Source organism: Bradyrhizobium erythrophlei (assembly GCF_900142985.1).
GTDB classification, from domain to species: domain Bacteria; phylum Pseudomonadota; class Alphaproteobacteria; order Rhizobiales; family Xanthobacteraceae; genus Bradyrhizobium; species Bradyrhizobium erythrophlei_B.
The window spans coordinates 3779920-3799938 of sequence record NZ_LT670849.1 but is presented as its reverse complement, the minus strand read 5'-3'; the positions used below and the strand labels follow the sequence as shown (position 1 = coordinate 3799938).

Sequence of the window (20019 nt, the reverse complement as noted above, 5' to 3'; positions counted from 1 at the left end):
ATTTGCGCACCCTGCGCATTGGCCGCTTAGCCAGGACATACTGGGCCGGCGGCATTACCAAGATCCTTCCAGTCTTGGCGCAAGACAAAAGTCCACCCAGCGCACGGGCTATATTGCCTTTCACTCGGAACTTTACCCGCATTACTCTGGATTAATTTGGTGACGGCATCCGGTTTTTTCGACACAGGGATCGTTGCACTGCTCTTCTCCGTTTGAGAAGCATTTTTGCCGTTGACCTCGGTTGCGCCTATGTAATCAATGCCTTCGATACCGAACCTATCGGCACGTAGTCGGATGCTGCCATCTGTCCGGCCTCTGACGCTGTGACGGAGCTGCGGGCCCGTATGGGAGTTCGCGGACCGGAACCAAATCATAAATGCCTGCTCTAGGCGCGATGGGTTCATCTGGTTCTTCCGACCACGGCTACACGACCTGCGACATTGCAGGTCTTCCGTACAAGCCAAATTGAGAGTCTGCATTTCAGTCACGTTCGGTTCACCTCATGGTCTTGTGAACTTCCGGTGACCGCGCAGCCGTCCGACCATCCTCATATCTGTTTTGAGCCGGGCGGGCGATCGCGGAGGCGGCATGCTGAGCAAGGAATATTTGGAAATAGCGCGAATGTTACACCGCGCCGCTGTGAGAATAACTGACCGCATGGTTGCGGGTCAGCTTAGGACGCTTGCGGAGGACTGCGAGCGGCGAGTTGAGAAGGCCGCGCCGGCTGAGGCCGCCAAAGCGTTGGCGCGGGAACGGTTAAGATCGTCCTCCCCAATATCTCGCTCTCACGCGCGATTGCAGGCCGCGCGGGCAGCGCGTCTTGCTGAAGGGGCGCTTGAAAAGATCGAAGACCCAGCAGCCCCGCCGCAAGAGCGCGTTCAGCGCCGGCGCAAATTGACCAAAGGGCCCTCTGAGTTTCGAGAAGATCGGATCGATCAGCCGTGGATATAACCGATCAGCCGGGGATATATTTTTCGAGTTAGGTCGGGATAGAGTAGTGGTGAGGTAGCTTAGAGCGCTTTGAAAATCAGTCTGTTGTTCTTGCCCGCAAGCGTTTGCGGTTGGTATGCCGGTGGCTCGTCGCGAAGCCTTCTCGACCGCTTCGTTGAGAAGCGCGGCGACTCAGACGTAGGACCCGTTTGAGACCATGGTGAGCAACAGCAAGCACATCGTCACTTCGGTCGTGTGAGCGCCGATGCGCGAAGCTGATGGAGGCTCGCAGTCCTCACCGCCCCAAATATGGAGGCCCCATATTGTCGTCGATGGTGCCAGGGTAGTTGCCGTCCCCATAGAGTCCTCCCCATCCTGAATGATAGGTTGGATATTCATTGCCATAGCCAAATCTGATCGCGTCTTGCGCGGGCATTCTATGATGACGATAGAGCCCGCGATACGCGTCGTGCATTGCGTAGCTGTCACTGCCAGCTATTGCCGGACCCACGAGCACCAGTGAAAGTGCGGCTGCACCGATCAACCTGATGGTCATCGTAATATCTCCTCTTTTCAGCGGACGAACAGAGGATGAGGTAGGAAACCCATTGCGCCGTCGCCGCTAAATTCCACGTTAGAAACTTCACTAACGTGACATTTGGAAATCCCGCGCTCACTCAGGCATGCGGCCGTCGCGCAGTCGATGTTGAACAGAATTGATGTGGGGTTTTGTGCAGAGTGGTAGGTCCCAGTGCTCCGAAAGCCCCGCAAATAGGGCATTCCCGAAAAGGCCGGAGAAGGTTTGTGACCACTGGAGCGAGAAGTTTTTCGTAGTCAGCTACGGTAGCGTGACCTGACTCGCGCAATTTTCGAATCGCATGCATGGTGATGGCTCCTCGGATCGATTGAGACCTCAACCTGCTCCTCCGCGATCTATGCTGCGCCGCTTCGTCAGCTCGGCTCGTTTATGCCCTTGAGGCAGGGGAGGCACATGATAGCAGTTCAAGCCAGCGAAGAGGATGTCCAATATTCCCTTTGGGACTGACCGTCCCGAGGGGGAATGGCGGGCGGCACGCGCGTGAGGCGCGCCATCCACCATATCATTCGAGCGTACAGTCATGGGACCATCATTTACCCGCGTTGCTCAGCTGTGTCTTTGCGCCAACCGAGGAACGTCAGGACCAGCCTATCTTAACAACCGCACTCGTTGCACGAGTGTCCTCATCACAAGGATCTGTGCCACCAACAGCTTAGTGTTCGAAAATAGCCCATTTTTGCCTTAATCTACTGGCGCAACTGCTATTTTCTATATTTGTCCCTTTACAATTTTTCTCGCGGTCGGGCAACGGATGAGAATTCTGCTTATAGAAGATAGCTACAGGCTCGCTCAGTCACTTACAAAGGGACTCAGCCGCGAGGGCTTCGATCTAGACGCCTTCCCAACTGCACGGGCCGGCGTCGACGCCTTCTCTGCGCTGAACTATGATGCGATCTTGCTCGACCTGGGTTTACCGGATCAAGACGGCCTTGAAGTTCTAGGCCATCTCCGCCGGAGGAGAACCGACGTTCCCATACTAATCCTCACTGCCCGCGACTCGATTGAAAGTAGGGTGATGGGGCTTGATGCTGGAGCGGATGACTATCTAGTAAAGCCGTTTGCGATGATCGAACTAGCTGCGCGCATCCGTGCGCTGCTAAGACGCCCTGGCCAACCTCTTGCCACGCTGCTGACAATCGGAAATACCCAGCTAAACTCAGCAGCCCGACAAGTGACGGTCGGCGGCTCGATTGTTCACTTCTCGCCTCGCGAAATCAGAGCGCTGGAATTGTTGATGCGTCGGGAGGGCCAGGTGATTTCGAAAGAAATCCTGGAAGACAACCTCAACGGGTTGGGTAAGAATAGGTCCCAAAACTCAATCGAAGTTTTGGTCTTTCGTCTGCGCCGCCGGCTGCAGCACTGCGAGTCCGATTGCCGTATCCATACGTTGCACGGCATTGGCTACATGATCAAGGAGCGCTGAGTTGAAGCCCTATTCGCTTTTTCGGCGGATCACTATCGGCCTTTCGGTAACGATGGCAATTGCCTTTATTTGTGCGTGCAGCTGGCTGTTCGTTAAAGCAAAATGGGCAAACGACCGGCTGCATGAACGCGCGTTGCTTGCTCAAGTGAGGGACATCGCCGCGCATATCGACATTTCTGCTGAAAACGGCGTCCACCTGCATCTGCCTGTACTTCTTGCGGAGGCATATTCCGGTTCGGAAAGCAGGCACCGGTTTGCGATCCGGGATACCAGTGGTCAAGTTTTGATCGGCAACTCGGGGCGCATCGGAGAGCTTCCGGAGCTTAGCGACAAGGACCACAACGTTTACAAATATGATAGCGGTCGTCGGGAACACCCCGGCGTGGTACTTGGCGCGGCGCTCCGCACACAGGTGGGTGGCCGCACCATTTATGTTCAAGCCGAGCGGGTTTCCGAGCAAACCAAGGGCCTCGGTAAGCAGGTCCTTGAGGAATTCTTGGTCGACGGCGACTGGTTGTATTTTCTTTTCTTGTTTGTGCTCGTCGCCGTTTGCTTATGGATAGTCAATCGAGGGCTTCGACCGCTCCGGCAGATGTCCGAAATTGCGCGCTCGATCGGGCCAGCCAATACGCACGTTCGTTTTCCGACCGATGACGCGCCCAGAGAAATTCTTCCATGCGTTCTGTCGTTAAATGAGGTGCTGGACCGCCTAGAGGAGGGTCTGAAACGGCAAAGGGAATTCAATGCCAATGCCGCACATCAGTTGCGTACGCCACTGGCGGTTCTGATGGCCAATGTGCAGTCTCTCGAGGATCCCGAGTTGATTGAGCTGCTCAAGATCGACGTTGATCACATGGCCAGAATCGTTTCGCAGCTACTGTTGGTAGCGCAACTCGACTCGCTGACCATCGACTTTACGGAGCTCGTCGAGCTCAATGCACTGGTGGCCGATGTTGCTGCTAATCTTGCGCCCATTGCCATCAATGCAGGTAAGAGCATCAAACTCGAACGCAACGACGGCAATCTGTTTGTACGAACGAGCAGTTTCGCGCTCAAGGCTGCCCTGCAGAATCTTATCGAAAACGCGATTAAGCACACTCCTCGCGGGACCGCCGTAGGGGTACGAATTAGTGATCTTCCGGGGGTCGACGTAATTGATTCGGGTCCGGGCATTTCGGAGGAGCTGCGGCCAAGGATATTCGAGCGCTTCTGGCGGGGCGATAAATCCACGGATGGATCAGGACTTGGCCTGTCCATTGTCGAGAAGATCATGAAAGCGATGCGGGGCACGGTGTCCGTCACCGACGCTCCCAGTGGCGGCGCTCAATTCTCCATTCGGCTCTCCCGCGCCGCCCTCGTTGGACGCAACCTGAAAGAGCTGAGTAATCCGGATAGGCTGGATAAGACAATCGGCGAGGACCTGCCTAGGGTTGCCTGACCACGGTCCCGAGCAAGCCTGACACCCCGAAGGGCAAGCTCACAGGTTCGACCGTGATTTCGTTCCTCGCAAAACCGCCGTCTTCGATGGCGGCAATCAGTTCGTCCCGGTCAAAGCTTCGATGCGTATCCTCGCCGGCAAAAGGCCAGTTCGCAAGGGTTGCCCTGTCGGACACGTAAATAACCATTCGGCCTTGCGGCCTCAGGACGCGGCGAGCTTCGCGAAATGCCCGGCCGTCGCTACCAAAAAAATATGCGACGTTGACAGCGAGAATTCGATCGAACGACTCGCTCGGGAAAGGCAACGCCTCAAATTTGGCTCGCGCCAGCGAAACGCTTGCCCGGTGTGTCCAAAGGTGGTTTCTGCGCGCCGCCAGAGCAATCATGTCGGCCGATTGGTCGATGCCCCAAATCCGACCATGCTTGACAGCTCGCGCCAATTCTTGCAGCGCCCAGCCAGAGCCGACTCCAAGTTCGAGGATTCTATCCGCTTGAGCGCCCTGCAGTGCCTCTATGGCAAGCAGATTCGGCCGCGCGTTGATGACGGACATTAATCGGCCGACCCATCGCCCCCTGCTGCCGGTCGGATTGCGCAACTGGCGGCCGAGTTCGTGCCAAAAGCGAGCGCGAAGTTCGTATTTGTTCACGGCGGCAAGGCGGATCAGTTACCTTTGGCCGCGAGCTTCGCTAGTTTTTCCTGAATGACCTGGCGCCGGGCCTTATCCCAGACCGGCCGGTCCTTATTGACGGGAATGGTCAATGCATGCTTCCAGACGCGCTCGGCGCCTGCGTAGTCGCGTTGATCATACAAGAAATCGCCGTAAAAATAGTTTGCATCCATTCCGTTCGGCGAGTTGCGGACCGCTTCTTCAAGGTATTTGCGCGCCAGTTCAGTATCGCCGAATGCGATTGGAAAGGAAGGCACGCGGTAATAAAGGACGCCGAGGCTTGCCGAAGCGCCCGCTTCAAGTGCCGTGGGATCTATCTTTTCCGCTTCCAGCAAGACATCTCGAGCCTGATAGGCGAGTGATCTTGCCGTCAGCATGCTGTGATCCTCGCTGGCCATCGAGGCACCCTCGCTGAGCAATACACCCTTCCAGATGATGGGCTCCGCGCGGCCCGGAAATTTCTGAGCAAGCAGAGAAGCCCGATCGGCAAGCGCTGCTATCTGCTTTTGCTGCAGCGCCGTGTCGCCTTCTTCAAATTTGATATGCGCCCATGCATTTGCGATGTCCAAAATCTCCGCGCTTAACGCCTTTGAATCAGCCGCCCAGATTCGGGTGGAATTGCTCGCGCATGCGATGATGCAGGCCACGACGAAGAAAACAAGCCGTGATTTATTGGCGCTCACGATGCGGCTCCTCCGCTGGATCGGTCTCGAGGTGAAAAAAGCGCGCTTGCTTTGCGGTCATTTTTCGCCAAGAAAAAATCGATCAAGCGCGGCATGACGCCGTTCACCTTGACGAACAATCGCTCGGCACTGCCGAAGTAGACTTCCTCGCTCCCCCGTTCGATGACGTCGACGATTCGGCTTGCGATCGAGTCGGGCTCGTCGATCGCCATTCCGGTCAGATCGGCGTATTCCGCGAGCTTGCGTGTGATCAGTCCGGTTCTGACTGCACGGGGCGCGATATAGGTGACGGTGATGCCTGTGCCAGCCAATTCGCGCCGCAGCGCCTCGCTCAATGATCGAAGTCCAGCCTTTGAACTCGAATATGTCACAAAATAAGCGAGTGCTATCGAGCCTAGGATGGAGCCGACGTTGACGAGCTGGCCACTCCGCTTGCGCTTCATGGCCGGCAGAACGGCCTGGCAGAGAAGCGCAGGAGCAACCAGATTGATAGCGTAAGTGGCCTCTACGTCGGCATCGGATTGCTGCTCCACCGGTCCAAGATATTGAACACCGGCGAGATTGATGAGGACGTCCGGCTCTTCATCTCTTGCAAAAGCGACCGCGGACTTGAGTCCTTCAGGCGAAGAGAGGTCGGCAGAGAAATGCCGCGCTCCCGCGTTCCCGTCTACAGATCGGGAAACGGTCACCAACGACGCCCCGCGATCGATCAGCAGCTTGCCGACGCGCCGGCCGATTCCGCCTGAGCCACCGGTCAGGACAACCTTGCGCCTAGAGAGCGGCATTGCGGGCAGTCGAATCAGGCGGGATGCTTCTAAAAACGTTTGCAAAGAGTATGAACATTCGCTGGGCCATATGGATGATCGCCTCCTGATCTTCTGTATGTTCGATACGAGTCATCAGATCCCGGAAAAAGTCCATGTGTTCGAGGTCGAGCGCGCCGTGCGACAGCCAATACCGAAAGCAGTTCTCCTTCAGACCGAGCGATCGCATCAACGCTTCGGCGCCGGTGGTTGCAAGCTTGGTACTGGTCCCTTCAAGCACGAAGACCATGCCAAAAAAGCCGACCGGATTGACCCTGTTGATGAAGTCATAGGCGTAGGAGACCATGAACTCGGTTGCCATGTTCGGGCGGCCGAGACGAACCGCTTCCGCATCTCCGCCGGCGTTGCGGATGTCATCGAGTATCCATTCCTCGTGCCCCGATTCCTCTGCAATATATTCGTCCAACGCCTCCTCAAGCCATTCTCGCCCTGACGGAAGGCGCGACTTGACGAACTGCATCAGTGGAACGGTGTGCCGAACATGGTGATAGGCCTCGGCAAGGTATTCCAGATAGGCTTCGAGAGAGATGTCGCCGACAAGTCCCCGTCGAATCTGCTTGGACGCGACCAGATAGGCCTGTTGCGTCGCCGTCTCCATAACAAGGGTTTCATAGAAATTAGGCATGGCAATCTGCTCGATTATTGGACTGTATTTTTGCTTGATTGCGTCACGCTGCAACCTTCCGTTGGAGGTCAACAAGCCTTCTTGCGCCGTGAATGGCGCAACGACCGACCATCTTCCGACCTTGGCGTAGTCTGGCAGCTTCGCATTTGCTGCGCCGATTGCGGCCGCGATCCGATCCGACGATACCGACGCTTGCGTCGGCACAACCAGCACTGATAACCGGGCACTTGCTTCGCCAAACACGAACGCTTGGTAAACAGCGGGGTCGGCCGTGATTTCACTCTCCACCCATTCGGGCGAGATATTCCGGCCGTACGCGGTGATCAGGATGTTGGATTTGCGGCCACTAACGTAAAGGAAGCCGGCGTCGTCAAACCGACCAATATCGCCGGTTTCATAGATCTTCGGCGCAGCCGCGTCGCCCAAATATCCGAGAAAGCCGGGATCTTCGATCAAGATCTCGCCATCGGCCGCAAGACTTAGTTTTATGTGCGGCAACGGTTTGCCCACACTTCCTGGGCGATCGCTTTCGGTGGTGTTCAAGGTTACGACGGACCCGGCCTCGCTTAGCCCATAGCCTTGGTAAACGGGCAGATGCAGCCGCTGGGCCATATCAAGTAAAGAACCGGACACTCTTGCGCCGCCGACTGCCACATACTTCAATTCGGGCAGCTTCGCTTGAGAACGAAACAGCGTGCCAGTGACAGCCCGAAGTATTTCGGGGACCATGATCACGCTGGTCGCTTTGTTGTCGGCGAGCGCGCCAATCAGTTTGGCGAAATCGGGCTCGAAAGGTTTAGCGAAACCGATTTCGGCCTGAGATAGCGCTCGATAATGCCCACCAGCGAGAAGCGTCGTGTAAAGACCGCCGACATTCTCGAGCAGCACGGCAAGCGGCAGAATAGGCACGTGGACACCGGCCTTGTCTTTCCCAATAGCGTCGACAAGGGAAAGAGACACCCTTTCCATTGCCGACTGGGAAAGACAGACGCCTTTCGGGTTTCCTGTAGTTCCCGACGTGAAAGTGACCTTTGCGGTATCGCCCGGCAGTTCAACGGGGAGAGAATTCAACTTCCTGATATGAAATTGTTTCCCTCCGACATCGATCGCGGGTGCGTTTCCTCCAGCTGCATCACAGATCAACGCTTGGGCTCCGACGCGAACCAGCGCCGAGTTACGCTGTTCGTGGGTGAAAAAACCTGGAAGTGGCACCAACGGACGCTTCAGTGCAATAAGCGCCAAATCCAGAAGGACCCAAGCACAAGAGTTATCTGCGACAAGAGCGACAGGCCCATTCCCCGGAAGCTCCTCACGCAACATCCTCGCGACAGTCCTGACCTCCGCATCCAGCGCATCGTAGGTATAGGTTCGCAGTTCGTCGCTGAGGGCGATGGAGCCGCCGCAAATGGCAGCGCTTTGCGCGATTTGATTGAGAAGGCGGCTCATTAAAGGCCCGCTCGCGCGTGTGGCCGCACCCGATCAGAGACTTGTCTTATCTCACCCATTAGGATTTCCGGATTCTGTTCGTAATAGCTTCCCCATGATCGGCCTTGGTCTGGCAGCCGGTCCGCTCGAGCGGCTCCAAGCCCGCGTGACGCGAATCCAAAGGCCACTAGCATTCGGCGCAACTCCTCCGTTGCCGTCGCTACTGCATAAAGATATCGGCAGCTACTGAGGTAGGAGACAGATGCGGCGATCAGACGAGCGCTGGCAGCGCGCCCGATCGACGCCATGTTGCCTACCTCGAGAATGTCCGACCGCGGCACGACGACATTCGTGATCTCCAAAATCACACGTTCAATCGGCTCGTCGAAGTATTGCTCCAAAAACAATTCTTCAGAAGAAGCACTACGAAGTCCGATTGCTGAGACAACCTCCCCTTCATCGCTCTGCAAGCTCAAAAGCGTGGGATAATGGTCAGCGATCAGCGCGCCGAACCGATCAAGAAATCTGCGCTCAATGAAACGCTCGACGCGGGCTCTCTCGACCGTCGAATCTCGTGTCAATATGCGAAGGCGCTCCCGCCGGTTTGGTTTGCTCAATTTCGCGTTCTCTGTTGCCGCAGTTGCGCCAAAGCAATTAACCTGCTGACACCGCAGTCGTTTTCATATGAATACTTGCTTACAGTGTCCTTACAATCGTGAGGCTTTTCGTAGATATACGATTACCCAAGTTCTCCGCCATTCCCGGATCAAATAACTTCGTCGATCGACCCATAAGGCCTCGCTCGCCGCTGAGTGCATCCTCAGCGAGCTTGCGCAAATTCGGCAGCGACCTTGGTTAAATCTTTACTTATGTCGACGAACATAGCGGGATCGAGATTTCCGAGGGTCTTTTCCAAATGGACATTTCAGGCATCGCGTCGGCTACTGGACTGCACTCAGTATCCGGTGCAAGCTCTAGCGGTCCTCCGCAACAGAAGATGTCCAATCTCTTCGATTCAATCGATACGGCCGGCTCCGGCTCGATCACGCAAGCCCAATTCGGTCAAGCCTTTCAGACCCAGAATCCTCCAGCCGTTTTCCAGAAACAGGGAGCGGGAGCGATTTGGACGGCACTGGATCCATCCGGTAGCGGAGCGGTCTCAAAGCAGAACTTCGTGTCAACGATGTCGCAGCTGATGGCGTCGCTACGCGCTGGGGGAAGCGCGGCTGGCAATTCACAATCATCTGCTTCCGCCATCGCGAGCCTTCAGTCCCTGAACCAAATCAACCCAACGACCATCTCTCCAAACAGCCCGCCAGGCACCCTGGTCAACTATAGCGCCTAACTTCGATAGGTTCGGTTCCGCAGACCTTTCCCTCGTCGGTAACAGCAATATGCCGGATACCGAGCTGCCCGAGCCAGCTCGGCCCTTCTCGCCCTTTTAGCATCGCGATCGTGGTAAGGCTGCCGGCAACCATGCAGCGATCGGCGATAACGGTCACTGACGAAAGGCCTTGCACTGGCCAGCCGCTGCGGGGGTCCAGGATATGGCAATAGCGCCGTCCCTCGTAGTCAATATAGCGTTCATAATCTCCGCTGGTTGCAAGAGCTCCGCTCGTCAACGCGACCTCGGCAATCACTGTGCCCGCTGCTCGTGGATGTCGGATTCCAACAATCCATGGACGTCCATCCGCTTGGGGGCCGATAACGCGAATATCTCCCGCGAGGTCGACAAAACCATGTTGTGCGCCAAGGGCAGCACAAGCCTCTGCTGCACGGTCGGCCGCGAATTCCTTCGCGAGCCCGCCGAAATCTAGCTCCTGACCAGGCCTTGAAAAGTGAAGGCAGCCGTCTGAGACAGTAATACTGTCGAGACCAATCCGCGGCAGCAAAGCGTCTATCGCTGCTTGATTCGGTGGCATCGAGGTCGAAAAATCCCACGCGGCTCGAAGTATTCCCGATGTGATATCGAACGCCCCGTCGCTCTTGACGAAACACGCCTTCGCGTAGGCGACTAAACTGCTGGTCTCTTCGTCGATCCGGATACTGTCGCCGCAGGCTGCCGCGGCATTAATTCGCGATAACTCGCTGTCGGCCCTATAACGCGAATACCGGTTTTCAATCCGCACAACCTCGGCTTCAGCGGCCTCGGCAAACTTATCGCATGCTGCTTTACTGTCTGCACAGAGGTGAATTGAGCAATCGCTTCCCATTGAAAAAAATGTATGGTGAAGCGTCAACATCCATGAATGACTTTCGGATTAGTTTGCTCGCTCAGCGCTTCTTTCAACATCCCTTGCAGATGCCGTGCATCTTACTCAGCGTCTGATCATATTCTTTCACAATTGGCTCGTATGCCCGCTGGTCTATTCTGAAGCGACCGCGCCCTGCACGGGCCGTCTCGCTATTGGCCGGGACGGGCAGCCCCTGAACAAGCTCAATTTGAAGTTCCGCGCCTCGGTGCCCGGCCGCGTCGAAATTCTTGAACGCTTCTGAATCCTTCCAGGCCTGTGCTTGATCACTGGTGCTGAACTCGATCATAAGGAGGTGCACTGGCGCGTCTCCCTCCCAGGAAAGCGGTTTGTCCACGTCGGCTACAATTCGGCCGGAAAAAGTGGCGACCGTCGAACTCAGATCGTCGGTTGCAGTTCTGAAGGCTTTTTCATCTTCGATCTTCGAAGCGTTTATAATGACGTAAGCTGGAGTGATTGTGAGAGAAGTAAGCCCGCTGGACAGGCCGCGATGACCCATTCCACCGAACCCGCGCATGCCATGACCGCCGCGAGCCGCGACCTGCGAGGCAGTTGCAAGAAAAGCCACGCTGACAACCAAAGCAAGCTTACGGAAATTGTTTTGAATCATCTCGCCTCCACCGGGAAAGACCGATCCTGTCTCGACTAAGCCGGGGAGCCGGCTTTCTGCCGATTGCCAACCGCGGAGCAGCCCGCGACCCCAGCAGGATGGATCCAGAGTTAGATCGTCGTTTTACAACGAAAGCGGAAGCGCAATAATTCGCTGGTTCTATATTCGCGTCAACGTGATCGCGACCTGCGAGATGTCGGTTGCTCCTTCCGGGTCGATCGTGACCGATTGGCGATTGGCCTGAATCAATATTGCGAGGTCCGCGGTGAAGCCGATGCCGTCGATCCTGCCCCGGATTCCCATGGGGGTAATCGATCCGGATATATTGCCGATCGTATCCCGAGAGACTTCGTTCCACTTGCCGGCAAATCGGGGTCCGGTTGCCGCGACCTTGGTTCTGACATCAAGCTTGTAGCTATCGCTCGCACAACGCAAGGCCTGCTCCAATGACGCTCCATCCGGCGTGACCGTGTAGTGCGCCTTGCAGCGAATGCGCTCGCTGCCCGCCGATGTCTTGACAGTACCTTCGCCTGACCAATCGCCGGCAAATCGAGAGAAAGCGCCCACCTCGTGTTGTTGTGCGAACGTGGAGGCCGGCATGAGCAACAACACAATCGCAAGTACAATCTTCTGCGTTGGCAAGACGCTACATCGTGAAAACATACGTGCCATCCATTTCTTTCTGATCTGCCTTCGCAAGGATCAAAGTGTATCGTCCAAATGTGAAATCCAGTCGAACGAGCTGCGTTGATTGCTTTTCCAGGACACGGCTTCCTCGCCGAACTCAATTGCCTGCGGATCTGTCGCTGCTCGCATCGTCGGGAGACACGCGCCCCGCCTTGCCTTCCTCGACGAGCCTGGCGCGCATCTGCGCCTTGATCAACCGGATCGACAAGTAAAGGTCTTGCGATGACTTTTCCAACGCATCGGTATTCGGCAGCATTTTTGAGCGGTAGTCGATATCATCGACGGCGGTTGCTCCCATCTGAGCATACGGGACGACGCTCGCGATCGCGCCTTGGAATGCGTACGTACCGGCAAGGCTCGTCGTGGCCAAGCCGAATGCGTCGCGAAGGTTGGATGGGCCGAGGATCGGAATTTGCACGGACGGTCCGGGTGCTATTCCCCACACGCCGAAAGTCTGGCCCAGGTCCGCATAGTGGTGTGGTTTGCCCGACGTCGTGGCAACATCGTTGATACCGACAACGCCGACCGTTGTGTTGATCGCGAAGCGCTGCGTCGTATTCAGCGCCCGTCCGATATTGCCCTGCAGAACATCGTTGACGAGGACAACGGGCTCTCCGACGTTGACAGCAACATTGTGGATGCTTTCACGCACCTTCGGGTAGAAACCCTGATACGCCCGGGCAACCGGCTTTAGGACGACGTTATCGAAAGCCCGGTTGGCTTCGAAGATCTTGCGATTGACAGCTTCGGCTGGATCGTTGGCGCTATCGATCCGCCCCTGCTCGATCGGATCGCGCGGCTCTCGACTGTACGGATTCCACACCTCCTGCGCGAAGGCGGAAGCGGAAAGGACTACGCCGAGCAACAGCGCGCACGTTCCGTGAAATAGAGAAGCGGTCACCCCTGGTGCCGTTGAACACTGCTTTCGCCTGGCTCTAGTTTTGCGCACCAGCACACCGCAAGAACAGCACCGATACATCTGCGTCGTGTCCCCAAACAATTCAACTTTGGCATTTCCCACCGGGAGGGCTAGAGGTGGAAGACTGATGAACTCAGATGTACTGTCGTTAGGATTACGCAAGAATTGGGACCGCCAAAGCGCGTTCAAGCAAGTGTTACTGTAGATCCGATTACACCGTTTCTCGTCAAGAATGCCGGGCCTGAGTTTATGTTCTACCCAAGGCAGCACCAGCGGTGCTTAGCCGCAGACGTTTGCTAAGACAAGATACCGATCAGCGCTATAGCGGCTCACACTGGTCAAAGTTTTATTGCGAATGATGTCCAGCCTCTGAAAAGCCGCTGAATTATAAGGACGTGTAAGCAAAGGTCGTATCGGTTTTGCCTATAGAGAAACGAGGATCGGACAATTTCTCCACCTGACAAGTCAGGGAGCGTGTTTCTGTAACGTTGCAGAAATGCACCGATCCGAACCTAGCGTGAGCAAGCGCAATTCGGACGATCCGTCGGCGGCTTCAGCGACGTTTATATTTTTCCGCTGATCCACAGATGCGAAATGCTAGTCCGCCCCTCCGTCCTGTCTTCTTCAACGGCGACGGCTTGTACCGGCGAGCTTAGGGCGCGTTGGTTTTCAAGCCGTTTCAGATTGCGGCGGATCGATTCGAAATCTTCAACAATGCTCTTGGACCTCGTCGCCACGTTCGCTCCAGTCATCTGGGTATGCAATCATCCAAACCGTTCATGCCGACACGGCGGCTATCGTCATGCGCGTCTTCACAGCTCGACTCCGATCCGCGTAACCATGACGGCGTGCTGAAATGCCACTAGCCCCAATACATGATGGCCGTTCCCAACATGACGATTGCGACCGAGGCAAGCTCTCGCCTACTCGACTTTAAATCCTTCGATTTCTGCGGATGATTTGGAATGTAAGAATGCAATTGCGAGCGAAAAGTAAATTCGTATTTAGCTCAGCGCGCTTGCAGGGCCTGGAACCGCTGGATTGCGGCGACCAACGCTCGGTTAGAGGGAAAACGCGGATGCTACCTCCGCTACGGTTTTCGCGTAGTCCAACCGCGAACCCGATCCAAGGCAAAGGGCTGCGCACTGAGGATAGCGATTGATTGGCCGGGACGTAACGCGCACATCACGCAGGCATTATTTGAAGTTACCGGCATGTGTGCCTATTTGATTGATATCACGGAATTCAATGAGCCTCCTCTCGGTCAGTTGCCCCTGTCAGGACTCACTCCCGCAAATGACAAGTGCTCGAGCCGTGCTGGAGGTATGAAATAGTTGCGTTAAGCATCCACTCACATCCGCTATCGGATTCGTGACCACTGATCGCCTAACGCTTCAGCACTTTTCGCACGGAGTTGGCAGGCCGCGACCGTCAATGATCGAGCCGCCGTCATCGGATCGAGCCATTCACTCGATCAAGCCTTAGGGCGCTCGAAATCGACAATCCAAGAACTCGGGAAAGATATGGAAAAGCAGAATGCCGCCCCCGGTGGGATCGGCCTTGTCCTGTTCGCGTTGGCCATGGGCGGATTTGCGATCGGCACTACTGAATTCGCAACTATGAGCCTGTTGCCCTTTTTCGCGCCCGATCTGCGGATTGATGAACCGACCGCCGGAAATGTTATCAGCATGTACGCGTTGGGCGTGGTGATCGGTGCGCCCGTGCTCGCTGTGCTGACAGCTCGCTTGGCGCGTCGCAACGTCCTGCTGTTGCTGATGGCCCTGTTCGCCGCTGGTAACGCACTGAGCGCGTTCGCGCCCAGCTATCACTGGCTACTGGTGTTCCGTTTCCTGAGCGGTCTCCCACATGGAGCCTATTTTGGTGCGGCAGCCGTGGTGGCGGCTTCGCTAGTGCCATTCCACAAGCGGACTCAGGCCGTCGGAAAGATGTTCCTTGGCCTGACGGTCGCGACCGTGATCGGTGTTCCACTCGCGAACTGGCTGGGACAAGCGGTCGGCTGGCGTTGGAGCTTCGGCGCCGTCACGGTTCTCGCCATTGTCGCCTTTTCAATGGTTGCGTGGTTCGCGCCCGTCGATCACCCGGCCCCGAAGGCAAGCCCGTTACGCGAGTTGGATTCCCTGACGCGCGGCCAAGTTTGGCTCACGCTCGCAATCGGCGCCATCGGCTTTGGCGGCCTGTTTGCGGTTTATACCTACACGGCAACAACGCTGATGGAAGTGACGCACGTTTCGCCTGCCTTCGTACCGCTGGTATTGTCAGCGTTCGGACTCGGCCTGACCATCGGCAATATTGTCGTGCCGCGGGTCGCCGATCGCGCAATCATGCCGACGGCGGGCGGCTTATTGCTCTGGAGTTCCGTCGCGCTGGCCGTATTCCCCTGGGCAGCGTTGAACATCTGGACCGTGACAATCGATGCATTTCTGATCGGTTTAGGCGGAGCGCTCGCAACTGTGCTGCAGACACGGCTGATGGATGTATCGGGCGAAGCCCAAGCTCTTCCGGCGGCACTCAACCATTCGGCTTTCAACACCGCAAACGCGGTCGGCCCCTGGCTGGGAGGCCTCGCCATCTCTGCCGGTTACGGATGGACATCGACCGGCTGGGTCGGCTGCGGGCTGGCTCTGGCGGGGTTTGCCGTATGGCTGCTGGCAGTCACAGCCGAGGGCAAAGGCGATCGAAGCGTACCGCGATCGGCGGATGCCTGAAACACTATCACTCATGGAAAGAAGTTGGTTATTGTTTCCCCGCCGCGGGAAGAGTGCCGAGCCGCATACCAGCATTGGATGCGCAGGCATGGCGTTCTTCAGCCGATTCCGCTAGTTTTGATTGCCAGCGGTTGCCCGGAACGGCCTCATCCAGCTGCGGTTGTCATCTGCGCTACCGGAGGTTAGATGAAACGTTTTGCGATCGTCTATTTGAGCGCGCTGGTCATACCGCTTCTAGTAGGACCCGCGATGACGCTAGGCCTCGCGATTGACCTCATTGGCGATACCGCCGAGCACGGGTTGCCGAACGAGAATCCGGCCTTTCTAGCCGCCCAATTCGCGGCATTCCCCGGAGAAAACGGAAGATGAGGCTCGCCGGCATTCAGCATGTCAGCATGCGCGTCGCGGATTTCGATCGCGCGCAGCGTTTCTACGTTGGCGTACTCGGGCTTGTTCCTCACCCGCAGAAATCCAACTGGCTGGGACACGACCAGGGATGCCTGATCCACCTTATGCAGCGTACCCGTGCTGGCGACGACACTGACGACCCGGCGCGGCATGTCGCATTGCGTGTCGACCGGTTGGAGAATGTCGTCGCTCGATTGCTCGAGCATGGCTATATTCCCTTCCAGTCCGACGTGCGGCAAAGCGAACACCGACCGATAAGCTCTACTGACCAGCCGCTTGATTTCGGTATCGGAACGATCTTCGTCCGCGACCCCGATGGCAATCTGATCGAGTTCGTCGAGAAGGCCCGCGGGATCTTCGGCGAACACGACCCCAGTCCCTTCTGAGTTGGTGTTCACCATCTCTAGAGCGCCTCGGCTTGTACCATCGGGATAGGAATCCGACCTTCGGATATGCGCGGTGGGGCGAACGCGTTGTCGCTGTGGTGCAGCCGAGAGCAGTCGCACACTCGATATCGCCGCGGTATCAGCTTTCGTGAAGCAGCGGGTCGGGAGCGTCAAACGCCCAAGCAGATTGAAGTAAGGGACGGCCTTCCGCGGCCCAAAGTCGGCAAGGCGCTGAAATCAGAGAGTGCCAGGATGCTCGCGAACGGGAAGACACGACGGCTATGCTGGCATAGTGACGGTCGGAACTCTTTTCTTATTCAGCCGCCAACGCTGTTGCCCAGCTGAAATCATAATGCGTGCTCAAAGCTTTCATCGCGACGACTGTGCCCAGAACGCAGATGATCTGCAATAGCGTCCTCGTCGAGAAAACCTTATTGAACAGCGTCATATGATCTTCCGCTTTTGCTAGGTTATATCGTCGGTGAGCCGGTGGAATCGGACCTAGCGTCGGTGGCCTAGACGAATCCCTAGCTTGAGCGCCTTCTGCCGCAGCGAGCCCACACTACGTTTTGTAAGCCTCGCAATTTTAACGACGGGCGTTTTCGCCTTTGAGTGAGCACGCAACTCCTTCACATCGGCTTTGGTGTATTCGCGACGCACGACAGTCTTCTTTGCTTTTTTAGGCACTCAATATTCCTTGATTGTGGGCCGCCTTAATAACACAGTTAGCTTGAGCAGCAAGCTCATCAGCTCTAACACCGAACTCGTGGCTGTGTACTGAAGACTTAAACCGAGGGATAGTGATGGTGAAGCCATTGTGCGAGCGAATGCGCAAACCACTACTGAGGCTGGTTCCGAACCCGATGATCAGGCCGGAATTGGGCCGAACGCTGGCGGGGGAATACGCCGCTTTGAAGCGGCCTCATAGGCCGACGCGACTTTCAGAATGATATCTTCCTTGCCGGGCTCGCAGCGGAATACGAGCGAGAACGGCAGCCCGGGCTCCGCAAGTTCTGTGGGTACATCCGATGCTGCCGATACGTAGCGCTTGCCGTCGTCGCTGAGCTTGAACACCGGATCGTAGGTCACCTTCACATAGCCGGCCGGGACTAGAACTTCGGTCAAGCCGGCGTTCGGCCCCATCAGCGATTCCGGCGTCAGGTTCGACGGGATATCGTATTGATGCGGATGTCCGATCAACCCCGGCGCCCAGGGCGTGTGCAAGCGTACCAGTGCGTCAAGCTTGTTCTCCAATATCACCATCATGTCAGCGCGGCGCAGCAATTCGCGCAGCATGATGCGTTCGTTGACGCCCTGGCGTCCGTCGAGCCTGTTACGTGGATCGGCAACCTCTTCCCAATTCTTGAATGCCGCGCGCTGATCGTCACCCCAGAACTTTGATCTTGCATTGAGAGCCTTCCAGTCCGACAGCGTTTCCTGAAAGCCCTTCTCCCTCCAATCATCCGTGCGACGCATCAGATATTGCGAGATATGGTACCTGAATGTGTTCGACAGCTCCTGCTGCTGAATCGTGCGGATGTCGAGGTTGGACGGTGGCGGAATGTTTCCTTCGGCCATGGCTACGCAGTAATCGATCGGTTGCATGGTGCCGCTGCCAAAGACCTTACCAGGCAAGAACTCGGTCGGCACGATCGCCTCGGCAAACTCCCCGAAGAGCGGTTGGCCTCTGCTGTCGAGCCGGAACAGGATGTCCGGCATGATCAGCGGAATAAGCTGCGCCAGCGCACGGGTATAGTCGACAGCCATGACCTCCAGGTCAGGGTCGCGTTCCCACAAGGCATGACTGGATTCAATGAGCGTCGCGCCGAGTTTCCCGCCGAGCATTTCCTTGATCTCGCGCGCCGCTGCCATCACGATCGGCTGTTCGGTTTTCGAGCCCTTCGGATAGACCATTGATTCGCGAATAACCCCGATCCGCATGCCGGCCAGGGCGCCGGCGTTGCCCGGCATCCTGGCATGACTGGCGTAAGGTCCCTTGAGCACCGAGGACCGCGGCACTGTCGTAAACGGATCGCGCGCATCGTAATAGCCGTTGTCCGCGTCCTTCAGGGCATCGAGGATTTTGGCACAGTCGACAATCGTACGGGCATGAATGCCGGTGCGGTCGCAATGCACGTCGGCACCGATCGCACCACCATTAAAACCAAGCATCGCCTTGTGCGGTAGAATAAGCGCGATCGCGTTGTGGTTTGACGGACCGCGACACGAGGCGCGGGTTTCTTCGCCGAGGCTCGCCATCACGAGATTAGTACTGACCGATAGCGCGGACCCTGAACTTGAACCCAAGGAAGCGGCGCGCGCGGTGTCATAGGGATTGACCGCATTGCCTCCCCAGCTGCCGCGCTGATACCCGAGTGTCGAGGCGAGCACTTTCTCCGGATGGTTTTTCCCGCCGGGATCGCCGGCGCGGCCGTTGTACTCCGTGTTGATCGCCTTGGCGAAAATTATCGCGCCCTTGCTGCGCAATTGCTGGACAAGCAGATGGTCCCGTGCCGGGAAATCGATATCGTAGGCGGCATCACCTGCGCCGGTTGAGCGCATATCGGCCGTGTCGAACGAGTCCTTGAACGAGAATACAACGCCGTACATAGGCATCCTCTCGAGGTCGGGATTTCGTCCGTACTGCGCATCAAGCTCGGCCGCGCGCTCCAATGCGTCCGGTTGCTTGCGGAAGAATTCACAGACCGGTGGAGCACCCTTCGGCAACGGTCCTCTCGAGGGATGAAGATCGTAGTCTCCCTTGCAGGTGACCGAGCGCTCGCCGCGAATGTTGAAAGTTCCGATCGCGTTTACTTGGCCCGCATTCGGCTTGCCGACGATCATCCCATATTGCTGGTACACGTCGGGGTCCGATGCCGTCGGCTCCATGCGGCCGAACTCAAGTGGCGGCCCATTGTACCTGTCGAGATCGGGAAGGATCGTCGATGCCTTTACCGTCTCGGTCGGAAATTGCAGCGGTGCAAGGGCGCGAACCGCACCTTTCGCCTCCGGGACATTGGCGCCGTTCTCCGTTAGCAAAAGGCAGGCAACACCGTTATACGCACGCGCGCGATCGATGTATCGCTGAACCACTTCGACAAGGGTGGTCTTGCCGGCCCGGATCGCTTCATGCAGTTCGCTAATAGTCGCTTCTTCCAGCCGGAATGCCGTCTCGTGGTCTTTGATATGATCCAACATCACGGGGTCCCTCACATTTGTTTACACAAAACGCATCAGCGCTCCTAGAAAATTCCGTGTGTCACCTCAAAAAGGCTTTTGCAACATGGGGTAATTCCGGGATCGAGCCAGACAAGGACATAGGAATCAGCTCTCCAGGGAATAGAGGGGCCAGCCTCATGTGGCCCCAGCAACGATGGAGAGGTGCAATGGAATGCTATGTTGGACTTGACGTGTCGTT

General features: G+C 56.7%; 18 protein-coding genes. 6 read left to right on the top strand and 12 right to left on the bottom strand.

From position 1 onward, the window contains the following. Nucleotides 1-1225: 1225 nt before the first annotated feature. Nucleotides 1226-1486 (bottom strand): hypothetical protein, encoded by a 261-nt coding sequence (locus BUA38_RS36740; RefSeq protein ID WP_156898557.1) that lies wholly within the window; start codon nucleotides 1484-1486, stop codon nucleotides 1226-1228. A 793-nt stretch (nucleotides 1487-2279) separates the two neighbouring features. Between BUA38_RS36740 and BUA38_RS17655 the strand changes: the two genes are divergently transcribed. Both BUA38_RS17655 and BUA38_RS17650 read left to right on the top strand, forming a co-directional pair. Then, a complete protein-coding gene (locus BUA38_RS17655) occupies nucleotides 2280-2951 on the top strand; it encodes a response regulator (RefSeq protein ID WP_072819640.1) in 672 nt (223 codons plus the stop codon). A 1-nt stretch (nucleotide 2952) separates the two neighbouring features. Further along, entirely contained in the window at nucleotides 2953-4389 is a 1437-nt protein-coding gene (locus BUA38_RS17650; protein ID WP_072819638.1) for an ATP-binding protein, read from the top strand. Here the strand turns inward: BUA38_RS17650 and BUA38_RS17645 are convergent. From BUA38_RS17645 to BUA38_RS17625, 5 genes are all read right to left on the bottom strand, one after another. Beyond that, a complete protein-coding gene (locus tag BUA38_RS17645; protein ID WP_083587627.1) occupies nucleotides 4376-4939 on the bottom strand; it encodes a class I SAM-dependent methyltransferase in 564 nt (187 codons plus the stop codon). The genes BUA38_RS17650 and BUA38_RS17645 overlap by 14 nt on opposite strands. 110 nt (nucleotides 4940-5049) lie before the next feature. Then, entirely contained in the window at nucleotides 5050-5739 is a 690-nt protein-coding gene (locus BUA38_RS17640) for a tetratricopeptide repeat protein (RefSeq protein WP_083587626.1), read from the bottom strand. Further along, complete coding sequence (locus BUA38_RS17635) at nucleotides 5736-6524, bottom strand: SDR family NAD(P)-dependent oxidoreductase (protein ID WP_072819634.1); 789 nt, start codon at nucleotides 6522-6524, stop codon at nucleotides 5736-5738. Before BUA38_RS17635 ends, BUA38_RS17640 begins: the two co-directional genes overlap by 4 nt. After that, on the bottom strand, nucleotides 6511-8634 hold the full coding sequence (locus BUA38_RS17630; RefSeq protein WP_072819632.1) for an AMP-binding protein: 2124 nt from the start codon (nucleotides 8632-8634) through the stop codon (nucleotides 6511-6513). The genes BUA38_RS17635 and BUA38_RS17630 overlap by 14 nt, the downstream gene beginning before the upstream one ends. Beyond that, nucleotides 8634-9230 (bottom strand): thermostable hemolysin, encoded by a 597-nt coding sequence (locus BUA38_RS17625; RefSeq protein ID WP_172806042.1) that lies wholly within the window; start codon nucleotides 9228-9230, stop codon nucleotides 8634-8636. Before BUA38_RS17625 ends, BUA38_RS17630 begins: the two co-directional genes overlap by 1 nt. 380 nt (nucleotides 9231-9610) lie before the next feature. On the opposite strand from BUA38_RS17625, the gene BUA38_RS37545 reads away from it, so the two are divergent. After that, entirely contained in the window at nucleotides 9611-9958 is a 348-nt protein-coding gene (locus BUA38_RS37545) for an EF-hand domain-containing protein (RefSeq protein WP_072819629.1), read from the top strand. On the opposite strand, the gene BUA38_RS17615 is transcribed toward BUA38_RS37545, so the two are convergent. From BUA38_RS17615 to BUA38_RS17600, 4 genes are all read right to left on the bottom strand, one after another. After that, nucleotides 9942-10856: an FAD:protein FMN transferase gene (locus tag BUA38_RS17615; protein ID WP_072819628.1), complete on the bottom strand. Its 915-nt coding sequence runs from the start codon at nucleotides 10854-10856 to the stop codon at nucleotides 9942-9944. The genes BUA38_RS37545 and BUA38_RS17615 overlap by 17 nt on opposite strands. Nucleotides 10857-10899: 43 nt before the next feature. Further along, nucleotides 10900-11475 (bottom strand): DUF1330 domain-containing protein, encoded by a 576-nt coding sequence (locus tag BUA38_RS17610; protein WP_072819626.1) that lies wholly within the window; start codon nucleotides 11473-11475, stop codon nucleotides 10900-10902. A 159-nt stretch (nucleotides 11476-11634) separates the two neighbouring features. Next, nucleotides 11635-12174 (bottom strand): hypothetical protein, encoded by a 540-nt coding sequence (locus BUA38_RS17605; RefSeq protein ID WP_156898556.1) that lies wholly within the window; start codon nucleotides 12172-12174, stop codon nucleotides 11635-11637. 85 nt (nucleotides 12175-12259) lie between these two features. Then, nucleotides 12260-13117 carry an MlaA family lipoprotein gene (locus tag BUA38_RS17600; RefSeq protein WP_172806041.1) on the bottom strand — a complete coding sequence of 286 codons (858 nt, stop codon included), beginning with the start codon at nucleotides 13115-13117 and terminating at the stop codon, nucleotides 12260-12262. Between the two features lie 1487 nt (nucleotides 13118-14604). On the opposite strand from BUA38_RS17600, the gene BUA38_RS17595 reads away from it, so the two are divergent. The 3 genes from BUA38_RS17595 (at nucleotide 14605) to BUA38_RS17585 (ending at nucleotide 16601) form a co-directional block, all read left to right on the top strand. Then, a complete protein-coding gene (locus BUA38_RS17595; protein ID WP_072819623.1) occupies nucleotides 14605-15807 on the top strand; it encodes an MFS transporter in 1203 nt (400 codons plus the stop codon). 186 nt (nucleotides 15808-15993) lie between these two features. Next, nucleotides 15994-16176: a hypothetical protein gene (locus BUA38_RS17590; RefSeq protein ID WP_072819622.1), complete on the top strand. Its 183-nt coding sequence runs from the start codon at nucleotides 15994-15996 to the stop codon at nucleotides 16174-16176. Further along, complete coding sequence (locus BUA38_RS17585) at nucleotides 16173-16601, top strand: VOC family protein (protein WP_072819620.1); 429 nt, start codon at nucleotides 16173-16175, stop codon at nucleotides 16599-16601. The genes BUA38_RS17590 and BUA38_RS17585 overlap by 4 nt, the downstream gene beginning before the upstream one ends. 313 nt (nucleotides 16602-16914) lie before the next feature. Here the strand turns inward: BUA38_RS17585 and BUA38_RS38465 are convergent, their stop codons facing one another. Both BUA38_RS38465 and BUA38_RS17575 read right to left on the bottom strand, forming a co-directional pair. Then, nucleotides 16915-17049, bottom strand: a complete 135-nt coding sequence (locus BUA38_RS38465; RefSeq protein WP_276328132.1) for a hypothetical protein — start codon at nucleotides 17047-17049, stop codon at nucleotides 16915-16917. Between the two features lie 419 nt (nucleotides 17050-17468). Beyond that, nucleotides 17469-19799, bottom strand: coding sequence for an amidase family protein (locus BUA38_RS17575; RefSeq protein ID WP_072819617.1), 2331 nt, complete (start codon nucleotides 19797-19799; stop codon nucleotides 17469-17471). Between the last annotated feature and the right edge of the window lie 220 nt (nucleotides 19800-20019).

Bases quoted from the DNA above. Each gene is read 5' to 3' on its own strand.
- BUA38_RS17610 (WP_072819626.1), bottom strand. From the start codon at position 11,475: ATGATTCAAAACAATTTCCGTAAGCTTGCTTTGGTTGTCAGCGTGGCT.
- BUA38_RS17635 (WP_072819634.1), bottom strand. From the start codon at position 6,524: ATGCCGCTCTCTAGGCGCAAGGTTGTCCTGACCGGTGGCTCAGGCGGA.
- BUA38_RS37545 (WP_072819629.1), top strand. From the start codon at position 9,611: ATGTCCAATCTCTTCGATTCAATCGATACGGCCGGCTCCGGCTCGATC.
- BUA38_RS17630 (WP_072819632.1), bottom strand. From the start codon at position 8,634: ATGAGCCGCCTTCTCAATCAAATCGCGCAAAGCGCTGCCATTTGCGGC.
- BUA38_RS17585 (WP_072819620.1), top strand. From the start codon at position 16,173: ATGAGGCTCGCCGGCATTCAGCATGTCAGCATGCGCGTCGCGGATTTC.
- BUA38_RS17655 (WP_072819640.1), top strand. From the start codon at position 2,280: ATGAGAATTCTGCTTATAGAAGATAGCTACAGGCTCGCTCAGTCACTT.
- BUA38_RS17595 (WP_072819623.1), top strand. From the start codon at position 14,605: ATGGAAAAGCAGAATGCCGCCCCCGGTGGGATCGGCCTTGTCCTGTTC.
- BUA38_RS17615 (WP_072819628.1), bottom strand. From the start codon at position 10,856: ATGTTGACGCTTCACCATACATTTTTTTCAATGGGAAGCGATTGCTCA.
- BUA38_RS17575 (WP_072819617.1), bottom strand. From the start codon at position 19,799: ATGTTGGATCATATCAAAGACCACGAGACGGCATTCCGGCTGGAAGAA.
- BUA38_RS38465 (WP_276328132.1), bottom strand. From the start codon at position 17,049: ATGACGCTGTTCAATAAGGTTTTCTCGACGAGGACGCTATTGCAGATC.
- BUA38_RS17590 (WP_072819622.1), top strand. From the start codon at position 15,994: ATGAAACGTTTTGCGATCGTCTATTTGAGCGCGCTGGTCATACCGCTT.
- BUA38_RS36740 (WP_156898557.1), bottom strand. From the start codon at position 1,486: ATGACCATCAGGTTGATCGGTGCAGCCGCACTTTCACTGGTGCTCGTG.
- BUA38_RS17645 (WP_083587627.1), bottom strand. From the start codon at position 4,939: ATGTCCGTCATCAACGCGCGGCCGAATCTGCTTGCCATAGAGGCACTG.